General features: G+C 56.6%; 15 protein-coding genes and 1 pseudogene. 2 read left to right on the top strand and 14 right to left on the bottom strand.

The window, feature by feature from the left end; translation table 11 throughout:
- Both CAP13_RS08825 and CAP13_RS08820 read right to left on the bottom strand, forming a co-directional pair.
- Positions 1-985 (bottom strand): ABC transporter transmembrane domain-containing protein (locus CAP13_RS08825; protein WP_143764948.1); only part of this gene is annotated, 985 nt, incomplete at its 3' end.
- Positions 986-2,806, bottom strand: a complete 1,821-nt coding sequence (locus tag CAP13_RS08820; protein ID WP_179185034.1) for an ABC transporter ATP-binding protein — start codon at positions 2,804-2,806, stop codon at positions 986-988.
- 177 nt (positions 2,807-2,983) lie between these two features.
- Here CAP13_RS08820 and CAP13_RS08815 point away from each other — a divergent pair, with 177 nt between their 5' ends.
- On the top strand, positions 2,984-4,000 hold the full coding sequence (locus CAP13_RS08815) for a helix-turn-helix transcriptional regulator (protein WP_179185033.1): 1,017 nt from the start codon (positions 2,984-2,986) through the stop codon (positions 3,998-4,000).
- Positions 4,001-4,686: 686 nt separating this feature from the next.
- On the opposite strand, the gene CAP13_RS08810 is transcribed toward CAP13_RS08815, so the two are convergent.
- From CAP13_RS08810 to CAP13_RS08770, 9 genes and pseudogenes are all read right to left on the bottom strand, one after another.
- Positions 4,687-5,052, bottom strand: a complete 366-nt coding sequence (locus CAP13_RS08810) for a hypothetical protein (RefSeq protein ID WP_179185032.1) — start codon at positions 5,050-5,052, stop codon at positions 4,687-4,689.
- Between the two features lie 84 nt (positions 5,053-5,136).
- Positions 5,137-6,705, bottom strand: a pseudogene (locus CAP13_RS08805) (terminase large subunit).
- 111 nt (positions 6,706-6,816) lie between these two features.
- The gene (locus tag CAP13_RS08800) at positions 6,817-7,110 is read right to left on the bottom strand and encodes an Nmad4 family putative nucleotide modification protein (RefSeq protein WP_085831227.1); all 294 of its coding nucleotides are present in this window, start codon (positions 7,108-7,110) and stop codon (positions 6,817-6,819) included.
- A 247-nt stretch (positions 7,111-7,357) separates the two neighbouring features.
- A complete protein-coding gene (locus CAP13_RS08795; protein ID WP_179185031.1) occupies positions 7,358-8,947 on the bottom strand; it encodes an InlB B-repeat-containing protein in 1,590 nt (529 codons plus the stop codon).
- A 130-nt stretch (positions 8,948-9,077) separates the two neighbouring features.
- Positions 9,078-9,170 (bottom strand): DUF4314 domain-containing protein, encoded by a 93-nt coding sequence (locus CAP13_RS10420; protein WP_218775355.1) that lies wholly within the window; start codon positions 9,168-9,170, stop codon positions 9,078-9,080.
- Between the two features lie 261 nt (positions 9,171-9,431).
- Complete coding sequence (locus tag CAP13_RS10130) at positions 9,432-9,959, bottom strand: hypothetical protein (protein ID WP_218775354.1); 528 nt, start codon at positions 9,957-9,959, stop codon at positions 9,432-9,434.
- 220 nt (positions 9,960-10,179) lie between these two features.
- Positions 10,180-10,602, bottom strand: coding sequence for an SMI1/KNR4 family protein (locus tag CAP13_RS08780; protein WP_085831225.1), 423 nt, complete (start codon positions 10,600-10,602; stop codon positions 10,180-10,182).
- Complete coding sequence (locus CAP13_RS08775) at positions 10,565-10,954, bottom strand: HNH/ENDO VII family nuclease (RefSeq protein WP_218775353.1); 390 nt, start codon at positions 10,952-10,954, stop codon at positions 10,565-10,567. The genes CAP13_RS08780 and CAP13_RS08775 overlap by 38 nt, the downstream gene beginning before the upstream one ends.
- A 95-nt stretch (positions 10,955-11,049) precedes the next feature.
- Complete coding sequence (locus CAP13_RS08770) at positions 11,050-11,547, bottom strand: DUF4417 domain-containing protein (protein WP_245798981.1); 498 nt, start codon at positions 11,545-11,547, stop codon at positions 11,050-11,052.
- 7 nt (positions 11,548-11,554) lie between these two features.
- Between CAP13_RS08770 and CAP13_RS08765 the strand changes: the two genes are divergently transcribed.
- The gene (locus CAP13_RS08765) at positions 11,555-11,791 is read left to right on the top strand and encodes a competence protein TfoX (protein WP_245798980.1); all 237 of its coding nucleotides are present in this window, start codon (positions 11,555-11,557) and stop codon (positions 11,789-11,791) included.
- A 528-nt stretch (positions 11,792-12,319) separates the two neighbouring features.
- Here CAP13_RS08765 and CAP13_RS08760 read toward each other — a convergent pair.
- The 3 genes from CAP13_RS08760 to CAP13_RS10555 all read right to left on the bottom strand — a co-directional run bounded on the left by CAP13_RS08760 (position 12,320) and on the right by CAP13_RS10555 (position 14,098).
- Complete coding sequence (locus tag CAP13_RS08760; protein WP_143764945.1) at positions 12,320-12,838, bottom strand: hypothetical protein; 519 nt, start codon at positions 12,836-12,838, stop codon at positions 12,320-12,322.
- A 17-nt stretch (positions 12,839-12,855) separates the two neighbouring features.
- Positions 12,856-13,401 carry a hypothetical protein gene (locus CAP13_RS08755; RefSeq protein ID WP_085831221.1) on the bottom strand — a complete coding sequence of 182 codons (546 nt, stop codon included), beginning with the start codon at positions 13,399-13,401 and terminating at the stop codon, positions 12,856-12,858.
- Between the two features lie 157 nt (positions 13,402-13,558).
- Positions 13,559-14,098, bottom strand: a complete 540-nt coding sequence (locus CAP13_RS10555; protein WP_425429852.1) for a sensor histidine kinase — start codon at positions 14,096-14,098, stop codon at positions 13,559-13,561.
- Between the last annotated feature and the right edge of the window lie 9 nt (positions 14,099-14,107).

Genomic DNA, 14,107 nt, shown 5'->3' with positions numbered 1-14,107 from the left:
GCGCGTAGTCATTGCCTCCCTGCGCCAGAGGCTCCTCGAAGAAGCTCTTCATACGAAGGCTCGCCGTTTTGGCCGCGAACAGCTCGGCGATGAGCATGAGACACTGGTCGAACGGTGCGTAGATGCGCGACACCACCAGCAAGAAGCAGAACAGCGTCATGAAGCCGCACGTGCCGTCAAGCACGAACGCTGCACCCGCCAAGATTGTGGTAGCAAGCCCCAGGCGCAGCATGATCTGCGCGCCGTTCACGAAGATGCCCATCATCAGCTCGCCCTTGATGGTCTGCTTTTCGGCGGCGTCCACGTCGGCGCGGATATGTTCAAGGTAGCGTTCCTCCTGGTTGGTGGCGCGCACTTCGCGCACGCATTCAAGTGCTTCCTGGATGTCGTCGGACACGGCAATGTTCTTCATGCGCGTCTCGCGCACGATTGGCGCCAGGATGCCCCGTGCGCCGAACAGCAGCCCCAGCGCCACCGGCGCGCTCCACAGCGCCGCGATGGTCAGTCGCCAGTCGAACACCAGCAACTCCGCCGCCGCCACGCCCAGCATGATGTAGGCGCCGTACAGCTCGGGCAGTACATGGCTGTAGGCATGCTCGATGGTCTTCACGTCGCCCATGATGGTCTCGGTGAGGTCGGCCAAATCACGCCGCCCAAAAAACGACAGCGGGAGTTTCCGCAGACGCTCGGCCAGCCCGATGCGCTGTCGGCCGCTCTCGTTGTATATGACGCCGTACTGGTAGTAGTAGGCGAAGTACTCGGTGACGAACAGCGCCACTATGAACACGACAAGCCCCGTCAGATACGGCAGAAGATCGGGCAACGGCGCGTCACGTATCGCATGGTCGACAAATGCCCCCATCGCGAGGAATAGGATCCCCACGCCCGCAAACACCGCAATGTTCGATACCGCCGTCCACGTGGCACCCAGCTTGACATTGCGCACGCCCTCGTCGGTGAGGCCGTATTTCTCTTTGATGGACATCTATGCCACCTCCTCGGACGTGATTTTCCAGCTGACGGCGCGCTCGTAGTCCGCCCACATACGTGCGTACAGGCCACCCGCCGCCAGCAGCTCGTCGTGGGTCCCCTGTTCCGCCACGCGTCCGGCGTCCAGCACCACGATCTTGTCGGCCTTGCGTACGGTGGAAAGTCGATGCGCCACCATCAACACGGTGCGCTTCTTGCCACCGCGCTCACTCGCCAGCTCGGAGAATGCCCTTTGTATCTTGGCCTCGTTTTCCGGATCGGCGAAGGCCGTCGCCTCGTCCAGCACCACAATGGGCGCATCTTTCATGATGGCGCGCGCCAGCATGAGCCGCTGCACCTCGCCGCCGGAGAAATGAGCGCCCGCCGCACCGTATACGGTGTCTACGCCGTCAGGCAGCTTCTCTATAATGTCGTCGCATTGGGCGGCGGAAAGCGCACGGGCGACCTCTTCGCGTGTGGCATCGGGCCGCACCGCGCGCACATTCTCAAGCACGCTCTGCTTGAACAGGCGGTTTGCCTGAAACACGAACGCCACGTGCTCCATCAGCCTGTGCGGGTCCATGCCCTGCACATCCACACCGCCCACCAGCACGCGCCCCGCGCATACGTCCCAAAAACGAGGCACCAGGCTGGCCGCCGTGGTCTTGCCTCCGCCGGACGGCCCCACCAGCGCCACGGTCGACCCAGCCGGCACGCTGAAGCTCACATGGGACAGCGCGGGCTCGTCGGCTCCCTCGTACGTGAAGCTAACGTCGTCGAACACGATGGAGGTATCGGCCGGCTCCTTCGGCGCGGTGGGTGCCTTTATCATCGGAGCCGCCAGCACCTCTTCCACGCGCCTCACCGCATCGGTGGCCGACTGCAGCGCATCCGACATGAACATCACGCGCGTCATGGCAGTGGGGATGACCGCCGAAAAGATGGCGTAGAACGCGAAGTTAGCCAGGAACGTGCCGAAATCGCCCTCGCCCGGCGCCAGAAGGATAGCCACCGGCACCAAGAGCAGCGCCACGCCGTTGATGATGGTCAGCGACAACGACTGCGGCGTGCGGCACCATTTCACCGCATAGTCCTGCGCAAGACGGGTGAACTCCTCGATGGCGTCATGGAACGCCTTGAACGAGTGCACCGTCTGCTGGAACACCTTCACCACAGGGATGCCGCGCACGTATTCGGTGCCCGTCTTGTTCATCTTGACGAGCGATTCCATGTACCTCGTCATGAATCCCATACCGCGTCCGCCCATCATGTAGAAGATGCAGACGAGCGAGAGAATCACCGGCACCAGGCATGCAAGACCCAGCCGCCAGTCGAACACGAAAAACAGTACCAGCATGCCCACGATCATCGCCACCGAACCAGCGGTATCGGGCAGCTTGTGGGCAAGCATCCCCTCCGTCTCTGCTGCGCAGCCGTCCACTACGCGTCGCAGCGCACCGCTCGCATGCGTGTCGAAATACCCCAGGCTCGCGTGCATAAGATGCTCGGTCGCCCTCTTGCGCATGTTCGCCGCGCAACGGAACGCCGCCAGATGCGTACACATGAGTCCTACGAAGTACAGCAGGATAGACGCGATGGAAAGCCCAAAAGCCCACCAGCCGTACACTGCGATACCCGTGGCCGCGCTCCAGTAGGGAGCCACGGCAATGAGGTCGCGTGCCACCAGCCAGATGCATACGTAGGGCCCAAACCCCACGACCATGGAGATCGCGGAGAGCGTGCAGCCCAGGTAGGTGAGTGCTTTGCGCGGCCCGGCGAAATCGAGCAGCCGCGACACGGCGCTGCGTCTGCAGGATGGCCCCTCCTTTTTGTCCATACGAAACCTCCGATCTTGATCTCGCGCGACGCCCCGACGAGGGCGGCATCTTCGATGCACTTGATAGTTAGTTTCAGTTAACATACCATCATGTATGGGTTTCCCATTTCCACGGCCTGGAAACGGGGACGTTCGCGAAATGAAGTAAGACAATCGCGAAACCGCAGGAGATCGAGCATGAGCGCACTACGAGCAGCCATCCCACAGCATTTACGAACGTTCGTGGAACCGCAGATAGAGCAACTGTCCCTCAGGATGGAATCCGTTCGCAGCGGCTTGTACGCGACGCTTCCGGAATCGCTCGGGGAAGGGTTTCTCTGGACGGCGGCGCTCGGAGAGGACTGCCTCGTCAACATGCACTCGATTCGCCTGAAGAAGCCGCTCATCCTCGAGGAGCGCCCGACGGATTTCTTCTGCGTCTTCTCGGGGTCGTCGGCGACGCTTCGGTTGCTGCCGAACGCGCGCACCGAAGTGACTGCGGAACGCGAGAACGTCCTTTCGTTCTCCCAAGCGGGCGGGACCACGCGCTTCCTGATGCAGGCGGGAAACCTTTACAAGTCGACGAGCATCATCTACACGCCCGGCTACTTTGAAGGTCTGAGGAAGAGGTTCCCCGACGATTTCGGGGACGCGGAGGCGACAATGCGCGCGTTTGGATCCGCAAGCCCTTCCGCCGAGGTTCGCGCCATTCTTAGGTCATTCAACCCCGAACGGGCCTCGTTGCCGGGGGCGGCGCCGTATTTCCACGCAAAAGCGCTCGAGGCCGCAACCGCTCTCTCGGTCTGTTCCCACACTGGAGCCGAAGACGAAGCAGGACGGACGAATCGCGCGATCGTGGAGCGGGCGGAGGGGATCATCTCGGCGCGGTTTTCTGAGGGGCTTACCGCAAAGGCGATTGCAGATGAGCTTTTCGTGAGCCGCTCGCGTCTCTACGATGCTTTCAGGAGTGTACGCGGGACGGGCGTGGCAGAGCGCCTTCGGGCGGAGCGCATGAGCGCCGCCTGCAGCCTGCTCGGCTCCGGGGAGACGGACGTGGCGCGCGTAGCGCGCGCGGTGGGATACGCGCGCACCTCGGCGTTCGACGAGGCATTTCGTCGAATGTTCGGCTGCTCCCCCACGCAGTGGCGGTGTCGCCATCTGGAGCGCCCACAAATCGAACCATCCCAAAAGCATTGCGAGTTCGCACAGAAGTAATGAGAGAGGCGCCGTGAACAGCTGAAACGCCCCTTTTGAGTTTCCCCAAGAATGACACTCAGGCAGTCTCCACTGGCAAGCGGGACGCCCTCCTTAATGTATCTTTGGAAAACACTGGCCAAACGAGAGGTGCAGTTGTATCAAAAATAAGGGGTTTCGGCAGCTCACGCAACATAATCGTCCATCGCTAAACTCAAGTTGGGAACTCACGCGACGACAGTGCATGAAACGGTTGAGTCTGAAATGAGTTCTCTCTTGAAGGAGTCATCGGGATACGACCGATAACAGGAAGCAACCGCGGATAAACCGAGGGCAGAATTGAAAAACAGAGCACTTTTTTATCGAGTGGGAATAATATCAGGGCGAAAATGTATTAGTTTATGAAGTGCTTCGGAGTTTGTCGAAGCACTTCTCATTTTACGGAGTGAGCGCCTGGAACGTGCAATCCAGCAGCTTGCCTGATTCGAGGTTTGGGGAGATTTTCGATTCTCGACGCGCAGAATCAGGGCTTTGACATGGTGTTTTGCCATACTGAAAAGTTAGGCTTCTATCATCAATTGCCTTAGTAAGACACAAACGTCCTGTTCAATCAGGGTGCTTTAGAGCCTGTAGAAGAGATAGGAGGGGCCCTCGGGAAATCCGATGGCGTTCGCGAGGATCCCTAGCGTTTGGCACTCATTTGGCACTCACTTTTGCCTGTTGGTACGGGACGTGGGCTTGTCCATGGTCTCTTCGGAGAACGCGAGGTGCTCGTCTTTTGCCCAGAACTGCATCTCGTCGGCCTTCGCGCTGCCGATTTTGCTCACCTTGCGCATGGGGTTGGACTCGAGGCCGTAGTAGCACACCGCATGGTTGAATATGCTTGCGAGAATGTTGTTCACGGTGCGCAGGTAGGTCTTCGAGTACTTGTCGCCGTTCTTGCCGCAGTGCCCCACGAGCTCCGTTTGCCATGTCAGGATGTCTGCGGGGCTGATGCCCGCAAGCCTCCGGTCCCTGAAATAAGACGGCACTTTCGACTCGATGATGTGCTCTTTGGTCGTTATCTTTTTCAACGAATCCGCGCAGATCTACGGGGTCGCTTATTCACTGCTAGCATTAACAGCTAACAAGATCGGCAGCTTGTTTTACTCAAAATCTCATAGCACCAGCAGTCCCCGCGAATCATAAACTGAGCTCGCCTCTGGGGTGTTGCCGCATCTTATTGCCCGATCCAACGCCATGATGGTGGCGACGACGCCGTCGATCTTCTCGGTGGACTTTTGCTTGTCGGGCTTGATGCTGCCAGCTGGGTCGGTGCGCACGTGAATGTTGTCGACCATTCATGCCAGTGCCGGGTGCCCGCCATGGGCGAGCTTGCCTTCCAGCGCCAACTTCATCAGTTCCTTGGATGGTGGGAACATGTCTTTGAAGCCTTGCCCAAACGGTACCACCGTGAAACCAGCATCCTCAAGGTTTTGGCTCATTTGGACCGCGCTCCACCGGTCGAAAGCGATCTCTCGGATACTAAACCGGGTGCCAAGATCCTCAATGAACTTCTCAATATAACCGTAGTGCACAACGTTGCCCTCGGTCGTGGCAAGGAATCCTTGACTGTTCCACAGGTCGTAGGGGACGTGATCTCGGGGGACCCTCAGTTTCAGGTTGTCTTCGGGTATCCAAAACCAGGGTGCAACCACGCATTTGTCATCGTCCCCGTAGGGTGGGAATACGAGAACGAAAGCAGTGATATCGGGGGTGGATGCCAGGTCGAGCCCTCCGTAACAAACACGGCCTTCTAACTCATCCAAGTGGACTGGGCCATCGTTTTTGTTCCAGGTATTCATAGGCATCCACCGCACAGACTGTTTGACCCACTGGTTCAAACGCAACTGTCTGAAGGCGTTTTCTTTAGCCGGATTCTGGCGAGCACTATTACAAGCGTCCCTAACTTTCTGGATTGGCACCGTCACGTCCAAGGATGGGATGGCTTTACGCCACACGGCTTCATCCGTCCAATCATCATCTTGGTCTGCGCCGTAAATCACCGGGTAGAACGTCGGATTAACCTTCTTGCCTTCTAGGATATCTTGGGCTTTTTGGTGTTGCTCGTAGCAAATCGAATGAGTGTTGGTTCCAGCTGTTGTGATCAAGAAGTACAGCGGCTGGGTGCGAGCATCCCCACTGCCTTTGGTCATCACGTCGAAGAGCGCTCGGTTGGGTTGGGTGTGTAACTCATCGAATGCCACTCCGGAAATATTGAATCCGTGTTTGGAATAGGCCTCGGCAGATAGTACCTGGTAGAAGGAATTGGTGGGGGAGTAGATGATACGTTTTTGACTTCTAAGAATCTTTACCCGCTTGGCTAGTGGGGGACACATTCTCACCATGTCGGCTGCCACTTCGAACACGATGGATGCTTGTTGCCGATCGGCAGCATACCCATAAACTTCAGCGCGTTCCTCACCATCGCTGCAACACAGCAAGAGTGCAACGGCGGCGGCCAGTTCAGATTTCCCTTGCTTTTTAGGGATCTCCACGTAAGCCATAGTGAATTGGCGAAACCCGTCAGGTTTGACCACCCCGAAAAGGTCGCGAATGATTTGTTCTTGCCAATCAATCAACCTAAAAGGTTTCCCTGCCCACCGGCCCTTCGTATGCTTTAAGGCTTGGATGAACGCGACCGCAAAGTCGGCTCGACGCTTGTCATAGCGCGAGCTTTCAGCCATGAACCGGGTCGGGTGATATTCAGCTAGCTGACGCATACAAATTGGTTACCTTCTGTCGGTTAAAAAGTCAGTTGCTACCAGCGATAGCAGATACCCTCATGCCCGGCGGGGCTAGGCTTCAGGCAGATTAGCTAAAGCCCAGGCGATTGCATGTCCAGCGTCAGCGAAAAGGTGGTCTGACTCAGCTATGAGTTCGAGTTCGCATTCTGCGCAGCCTTTCGAGTTAGGGCCTAACCCGCTGACGGGTTCTTCTATCAACCGGTAGATTTGGGCGTTGTTGCCAAAGCCTTCAGTCTTGGTCCAGGTAGCAAAACTTGCTAGCGTGTAGTCGGCGTAGGCAAGAACCGTCCCGTAGGAATCGACGCGCATCTGCAGGGTTTCGCTGGTGACCTTTGTGGTGTTCATGGCTGCAGTGCTCCTTGGCAGATGAGGTGTTTTGTTAGGTACATACAGTCATAGATTCGCGCGCTTATCCAGTCGCATTTGCCCGAGTTAGCGACTCTTTTCAAAGAATTATTGGGCTAATGACTAAATTTTTTAAGCCCCGATTGTGAAAAGAACCCGAAGATTTCTAAGACAAATATGGGGTCGGACGTCGCAGAACGAAGCGTCCAACCCCATATTTAGTTGATATCAAGCGGATATATCTTGGCTAGCTGTTTCTTTTCACCAGCCTTGAGATAGCGATACTGGCTAATCCACAGGCAAACGCGACCTCAAATAACCCGGATCCAGCAGAACCGGTTGCCGGCAAGTTGCGTTTGCTCTTCTTGACGGTGGTCTTTTTCTGCTCAGTCGGTTTTGTCTGCGGCGCCTCCTTAACCGTAATCTTTGCGATCGCGGTTACGGTTTCCCCGTTAGAGTCGGCAAGCGTGAACTTAACCTCGTAAGCCCCTGCCTTAGAGCTATCGAAATCTCCTTGCTCTATGACGACTTTATCGGCTAGGTTTGCTCCGTCCTGCTCATCAGCTGCCTTGGTTATCAGTGAGCGCAGATCCAGCTGTTCGCCGGCGGTAATCGTCGCGTCCTTCACCTCAAGCACGGGTGGAGTATTGACGACATAAATCGGGTATACCGCCAGATCTCCCTTAACCACCGTGTCGGCATCGAAGACATCGCCAGAGCCATCAGCCTTGGTATTCCATTCCTTAAACGCGTACCCCGCTTTGGCCGGTGCGGCAGGAAGTTCCTTTGGCAGGCAGGTTGTACCATCGCTCAGGCAGTTTTGCGCTGCCGAGTGTCCGTAATAAACCTGCATCGATGCCAGCGCCTCTGGCTCAGCGCCCTCGTTAGCGGCCTTGTAGAACGTAACCTCTGGAACACGCTGATTCAAAGTGGTGACGAAAACGCTGGAAGACTTGAACTTTTCAAAAGTGTTGACCCCATCGTTTCCTTCCCACCACTTGAGGTACGAAAAGTTGCCTTTGCGTGCACGGATGTTCTGAAGCGAAGACTTCTGATCTTTGTACATGAAGTAGAAGTTCGCCGGCATGTTGCCCTCATCGGTAAGATTCGCCACTTCCGCCTGAGTCGGCTGGGGCACTGTTCCGTCTTTAGCGACTGTTTTTATGACGTAGTCAGTGCCTTCGGTGTACTTGGTATTTATCCCGGTGACCTTGTCGTTTTCAACCACGAAAAGATCCTTGGCCACGTCCGTGTTCTTCGCGTAGGCGACGCTGGCTATATCAAGGTGAAAACGCGTTTCAGCTATGGAGTTTACGTTTTCCTTCGGGTTGGTGGCCGAATAGTTGTCGGAGCCTACCGTCATCATGTCGGTCGCGCCGCCCGGGTAACCCGATGTTTCAGCGGTGAACCAGGAATGGTAGCCCTCTGGAACAGTCGAGTTGTCAACCTTTACGGTGTAGGTCTTGCCCTGCGGGTATGGGCCTAGATACTTTGCTCCGCCCCATCGAGCAGGATCCCCGACGGTTCCCTTGGTCGTCTCAATAAGGTTCCCGTCGCCGTCATAAACCTGGAAGGCGATATTCTTCCAGGTCTCTAGAACCTTAGCCTGTGGCGCTCCGCCATAAACGTTAAGCGTACGTTTTGCCCCAATAGCTTGCTGAGGCGAGTCGAAGAAGGCTTCCGTCTGCTCGTTTATGAAAATCTCCGGTAAAATCTCGATTCTTACCTGCCCTTGTGCGCTAGCGCTTTGGGGAGGCACTATATTAGTGACCATCATCCCTAAAAACACCAACGGGGCGATCAACAGGCTGATCGCCCTTTTTATGCTTTTCCTCATGAGTTCCCTCCAATTTGGTGGATACCTTGGGGAATATTTTAACATCTTTCGGGTATTGTTCAACTCCTTTCACCTAGTTGAGTCGCCATTGATCAATACTTTTCGGCAGGTCAAGAGTGGAGCCATTATCCTAGTCGACGTGAACCGTGCTGGCAGCATCGACGAACAGGATCGTGCCCTCGGCTCCTGCTTCAAGATTGGTGTATGGGTCTTCGCAACACACCAGCCGCACCCGCCGACTATTCAGCGAGCCCGCCGGATCTGCTGTGGTGCTCGCGGGTTTCGGTGGTTTAGCCCAGGCACTATCACCTTCTAGGCGCACCAGCAGGGCACGGCGTAGTTGCGGTGTCTGCCATCGCCGTCACGGGCTCCTGGCTCAGTGGCTGGCAAAGTTGGGACGGGTGTGAAGCCCGCATGGTAGGCGGCATCGAGAATCTTGCGGCTAGTCGTGTTTGCTTTACCAGGCAGCCACACCGCCCAGTCCTTATCTAGGTGTGCGCCGCCAATCAGGTATGCAAACGACGGCGTGCCCTGATAAACCGGTTTTGCGCCGGTTGTAGGCGGTGGAGCGTTCCACGTTCAGCCGCTCTTGCACTTCACAAATCGCATCGGTGGCGGACTCGTACCCGCTAAGGAAGCAAACCTCCAGTACATCACGCTCCTCGTCACTCAATGCCTGCCAGGCGGGGTTGAACCAGGCCATGTAATCCTTGGCCTGCAGGTATTTCCTGGTGCGGTTATCAATCCGTTCCAAGTGTCTGAGGATTTTGTCCTCGGCAGCGGTGGGATTAAACGCACGGCGGCTTTCATCCCGCGTTGGGACGGAGGCTTTTTCTTTGTCGTTTTGCTCCCTTTCACCTGCGATTCCTTCATTTACTCCCTGTGCTTCGAGACGGCAAACTACAGGGCGGTATTCGGAGGAATGGGAGTAAGGATTTATTGCAAGTGAGTGGATGCGCGGTTTTTGTCCCCGAGGGCGAGACGGGGACGCTTCGGGGCCCGTGAAACTCAAATCGAACTCAATAGGTATTTAGGCGGTCTCCGAACGACATTTTCCCAGGTAGTTAATGGGGAGTAAAGAATCTCGTCGTCTCAAGAAAAACGGGCGGTATCCAGGTGGGATGCCGCGGTGTACCGCCGTAAGGGGCCATGGTTTCGTTGGCGATGAACTTCCCAACCTCGGGAGGCGGAAGACCTTGATTTCCGTGCCTTCCGCCTCCTGGATCTTTGCGCTACATGTTCTCGATAGCGTCATTGAACCTGTCGAGGAGGTAGGAATCAAAGTCCTCGTAAACCTCGACGACCCCGTCGTCGTCATAGGGCGACCAACTGACCACCTTACCGTTGGAGCAGTCGATGCAATACAGCCACTCGTCGCAGTTCTCCACGGCCACCAGGCCGTCGGGGAGGCCGTCGGGACGGTACTCCTCGGTCTCCTCCGCAAAGATCATCGACCCGTCGAGCCCGACGCCGAGCACCGTCACGCCGCCTATGCCGCCATGGCCGTACCTGCGGAGGAAGTCGGCGTACTGCGTAGGGAGCTTCACCCCGAGTTCCGATTCTGCGTTCCTCAACGCGCCGTCGTCGAGCGGGGCGTGGAGGAAGTCGCCCTCGCGCTCATGCTCCAAGATCAGCGCCTCTATTTGTCGGTTCATCGTTCCCGCCCTTCCTCTTGTATTCATCCGCGCGCCATTTCCAGTACGCGCTTCGAAAATTGTTGAACTGCTTGTTGAGAATCGGGTCGTTGCGGAAGCTTCTTCCGTTTCCGATTAATCCATGCAACGTTTTCTTGTACTCTCGATGAGTCACCTCACGAATCTCAACCACGGGTCCCGATTCCTTCTGGATCACGTGGTGCAGCTGAACAGGACGTCCGTCGTTGCCGATGGGAGGCCTGCCCTCTTCCGTTAGCTGGAGGTTCGTCTTTCGATGCCTGGGATTATACTGCTCGAAATTGATGTCGTTTCTCTGATAGACCCTTCGACTCACATCGCGCTCTTCTCCCATTACTTTGACGGACCCAGTGCATTCAGTTCGAGTGAAAATTTTCGAGCGCCTTGCTCCGATGGTATGGCCGAATCCTCCGTTCGCCCCGGTGCCCATCATTCACCGCCTTTATGGGCGATGGACGCATCACTTTCGAAGGCGACGATGCGAACTCCGGCTTTGGAATGCCTGCCGAAGATATCTTCTGGGGCGCTGCCGTAGACGACGATCGTCGTTGGGGCGAGCTCTCCGACGATCCAATCGATGCCGTCGCGCATGAAGCTCCGGTCAGCCTCGTCGTCGATGGCCCCGTTAGTCCCGACCGCGATGACGCATCCGTGCGGTGCGCCATCGCAGCAGAGGGGAAATGTCCTCTCGTCTCCGAAACGCATGTTGACGATCACATCAACCCCGTTGTCCTGTAACCACGTCCCGATGGCGCGGCTCCTGTAGATGTTCCAGGCCTGCATGCAAAGGGGCATGTCGCGGTAGAGGCTGAAGTCGGGGAGTATGACGCCCTGAAACCGCTTAAGGATTGAAAGGTACCGTCTCGGGCTGCGCCAGACGCGCTCGAACTGGTAGTCGTATTTTTCTGTAGTCGGTGATATTGCCATAAGACCCATGATGGGCGGCTACCTTATGTACCTTAACGGCAAGCCGATTGGCGATATCGGAGATTTTAAAGAGGACGCCGACATCGGACATGCTCTAGCGGACTCTGAACTGCGTTACCCGTATGATGGCTCAAGGACGTTGATGCATGCATTTGACAAGTTTGAAGATGCCGATTTGATTGTGGAGCTACTGGGAGGCATGTATGAGGAGATGCCCACCAAGAAACCCAAGATAGCCAAATAGGACTGACAAATTTCAGGTTCGTGCTCTCCTCTTTCAGCAATATCGTTTTCCCTGCTCACAGGCCTTACTCCCTAGTAGGGAAAATTTACTCTCCAGTAAAACCCCGGGGAGTGCTCGGAGGCGTCGATTCTGGCGTGAACTCAGTTGTGCGCAATCGGTTCGCGTTTCCGCAGATCAGGGATTTGCTCCCCAGTAACCTGCTGCCATTCCAGCACTTTCGCGTGCCGAAGTGGAGCTCAGCGTTGAGTTCCAGTTTTGGGGCGATTTCGCACTACTGAGAGTAAATGCAAGCGCTGTTCAGGGACCGTTTTGAGTTCACGGACGCTTGAATATCGACGATTGAGTGGGAGTAGCGGAAAGGCGCATTTTCCCAGCCAAGCATGCTAAACCCCTCTGCTGGGCTGCGCTCGGCAGAGGGGTTCTCAAAGCCCTTCTAAGCCCTTTCGGACAACACATCCGTGGGCTTTCGACCATGTATAAGTTCAGCGCAAAAAGCATTGCTTCCATGGTGCGCCTGGCTTGGCAAAGCTACAAAACTGTCGACAAGAAATGGAAGTCAAACGAGTCGCCACGGCCATTGCACTCTTCGAAGGATGAGAAGGCTACCTCCTTTGGATCCGGAAGCTGCACTCCGGCCTTCTCCAGCACTTCGATGATGTCTTCGAGGATGCGCAGGCTTTCCTTACCGATGCCGTCAATCTCGGTGTAGGCGTATGCTTCCTCCATATCTCGGATGCCCTCGAGCAAGGCATCCGTCCCAGCGTCGTGATCCTTCAGCAGTGATTTCATGGTGTTGTAGGTCGTCTCATCAAGATGGTCGAAATCGGATTGCTCGAAGGTGGGAAACTCAAAGAGGTACTCGGGCAGAACTTCGAGAACCTCGCTGGCCCATTCGTCCCAGAAGGTGCCTTCGTCGCAGATGGACCAGAGCAGCTTAAAGAGGGGGCGCCAGTCGCGATCTGGATGGATGGTTATAAGGTAATTCTCCGCGCACATAATCGCGTAGCTGATTCGGCCGAGGAGGGAGACTCCCTCGAATTGTTCCATTTTCATATCGTTCCTTTCTAGTCGGTCCAACTCGGCTCGTCGTACCAGCTTCCCGAGCCGTCGGGGACAAGTTTTTCGGAATCGAATCCTCTGCGCACGACGATAACGTCCTCGCCAAAGTCGTCTATGGCGAGCGCGATGTACTCCAGTCCGGTTCGAAGCAGCACTGCCTTGGTGAACGCGAACGAGCTCTCCTTTACATCCCCGTGCATGAGTTCGTCGTAGTCGTTGACGAGAATCACCTCGTCTATCTTCCTGTGGATGGGGAGCTTGAAGGCCGCGACCCCCTCGGGAAGCCAGATGTCGCCCTCGGCGCGCCCAAACGCGTACGTGCCGACGTCATCCCACGAATCTCCGGTTATGTCGACTCGGACGAGCCTGAGCCGCAGGTCGTATGCGCTTCCGTCCTCCATATGAAGCCGGGCCACGGAATAGAACGTCGTCTTTTCTTCGGAGAGGGCGAGGTCGTATCTGTAGCCCTCGATGTTCTCGAGCGTCTTCCCGCGAAGGGTCCCGAGGATAGCCCTGTCCTCGTTAGGGATGAGGTGGTTGTGGTCAACCATCAGCTCTCTCCTTTGTAGAAGTGGATTTTGCGGACATGGTCCTCACCAACGATATTGAGGTCGACGGCGGGGCTGCGAAAGCGGTCCTGCCCCCAGCTTTTGCCCATGGTCCGTTACGTAGCGACGACCGTACCAGGCCCGATGCTCGTACGCCTCCTCAACGGAGGGGAAGCGTTATCGTCGTCTTGAAACCACCGCCGGCGGCAGAGGAGAAGGATATCCTTCCGCTATGGGCCCTCACCACCCGTGAGGCAATCTGCAAGCCCAGCCCGTGCCTACGGTCGAGGCTCTCGTCAACTTTGCTTGAGCGCTTCTGTCTTTTAGAAAGGGCCTGCAGCTCGCGTGCCGCCATCCCGATCCCGTCGTCCTCGATGATGATACGAGCATCTGTATCGGTCGTGCTCAGATTGATGCGCACCCGGCAACCCTGCGGGTTGTGCACGATGCTGTTTTGGATGACATTGCCCATTGCCCGTCCGATCAGACGCTCATCGCACTCGACGATCGCTCCCTCGGCCGCTCCGTCTGCCTCTATCTCTATCGCGAAATCCGGATGTTGCCCATCACGGTGTCGTCGAACAGCACGACGTCCTGGAACACCATAGAAAAGTCCCCCAGCAGCACCTCGGGGTTGACCGTGGCCACGTCGACGCCGCCCACGGTCACGCGACCGGACGTTGCGTCCCAGAAGCGGCACGCGAGCTTC

This window comes from Collinsella vaginalis (assembly GCF_900176655.1).
Classification (GTDB): Bacteria; Actinomycetota; Coriobacteriia; order Coriobacteriales; family Coriobacteriaceae; genus Collinsella; species Collinsella vaginalis.
The sequence above is the reverse complement of the archived record's forward strand: the minus strand, read 5'-3'. Positions and strand labels throughout refer to the sequence as shown.

Bases quoted from the DNA above. Each gene is read 5' to 3' on its own strand.
- CAP13_RS08795 (WP_179185031.1), bottom strand. From the start codon at position 8,947: ATGAGGAAAAGCATAAAAAGGGCGATCAGCCTGTTGATCGCCCCGTTG.
- CAP13_RS08765 (WP_245798980.1), top strand. From the start codon at position 11,555: ATGATGGGCGGCTACCTTATGTACCTTAACGGCAAGCCGATTGGCGAT.
- CAP13_RS08755 (WP_085831221.1), bottom strand. From the start codon at position 13,401: ATGGTTGACCACAACCACCTCATCCCTAACGAGGACAGGGCTATCCTC.
- CAP13_RS08815 (WP_179185033.1), top strand. From the start codon at position 2,984: ATGAGCGCACTACGAGCAGCCATCCCACAGCATTTACGAACGTTCGTG.
- CAP13_RS08800 (WP_085831227.1), bottom strand. From the start codon at position 7,110: ATGAACACCACAAAGGTCACCAGCGAAACCCTGCAGATGCGCGTCGAT.
- CAP13_RS08775 (WP_218775353.1), bottom strand. From the start codon at position 10,954: ATGGGAGAAGAGCGCGATGTGAGTCGAAGGGTCTATCAGAGAAACGAC.
- CAP13_RS08820 (WP_179185034.1), bottom strand. From the start codon at position 2,806: ATGGACAAAAAGGAGGGGCCATCCTGCAGACGCAGCGCCGTGTCGCGG.
- CAP13_RS08760 (WP_143764945.1), bottom strand. From the start codon at position 12,838: ATGGAACAATTCGAGGGAGTCTCCCTCCTCGGCCGAATCAGCTACGCG.
- CAP13_RS08780 (WP_085831225.1), bottom strand. From the start codon at position 10,602: ATGAACCGACAAATAGAGGCGCTGATCTTGGAGCATGAGCGCGAGGGC.
- CAP13_RS08770 (WP_245798981.1), bottom strand. From the start codon at position 11,547: ATGGCAATATCACCGACTACAGAAAAATACGACTACCAGTTCGAGCGC.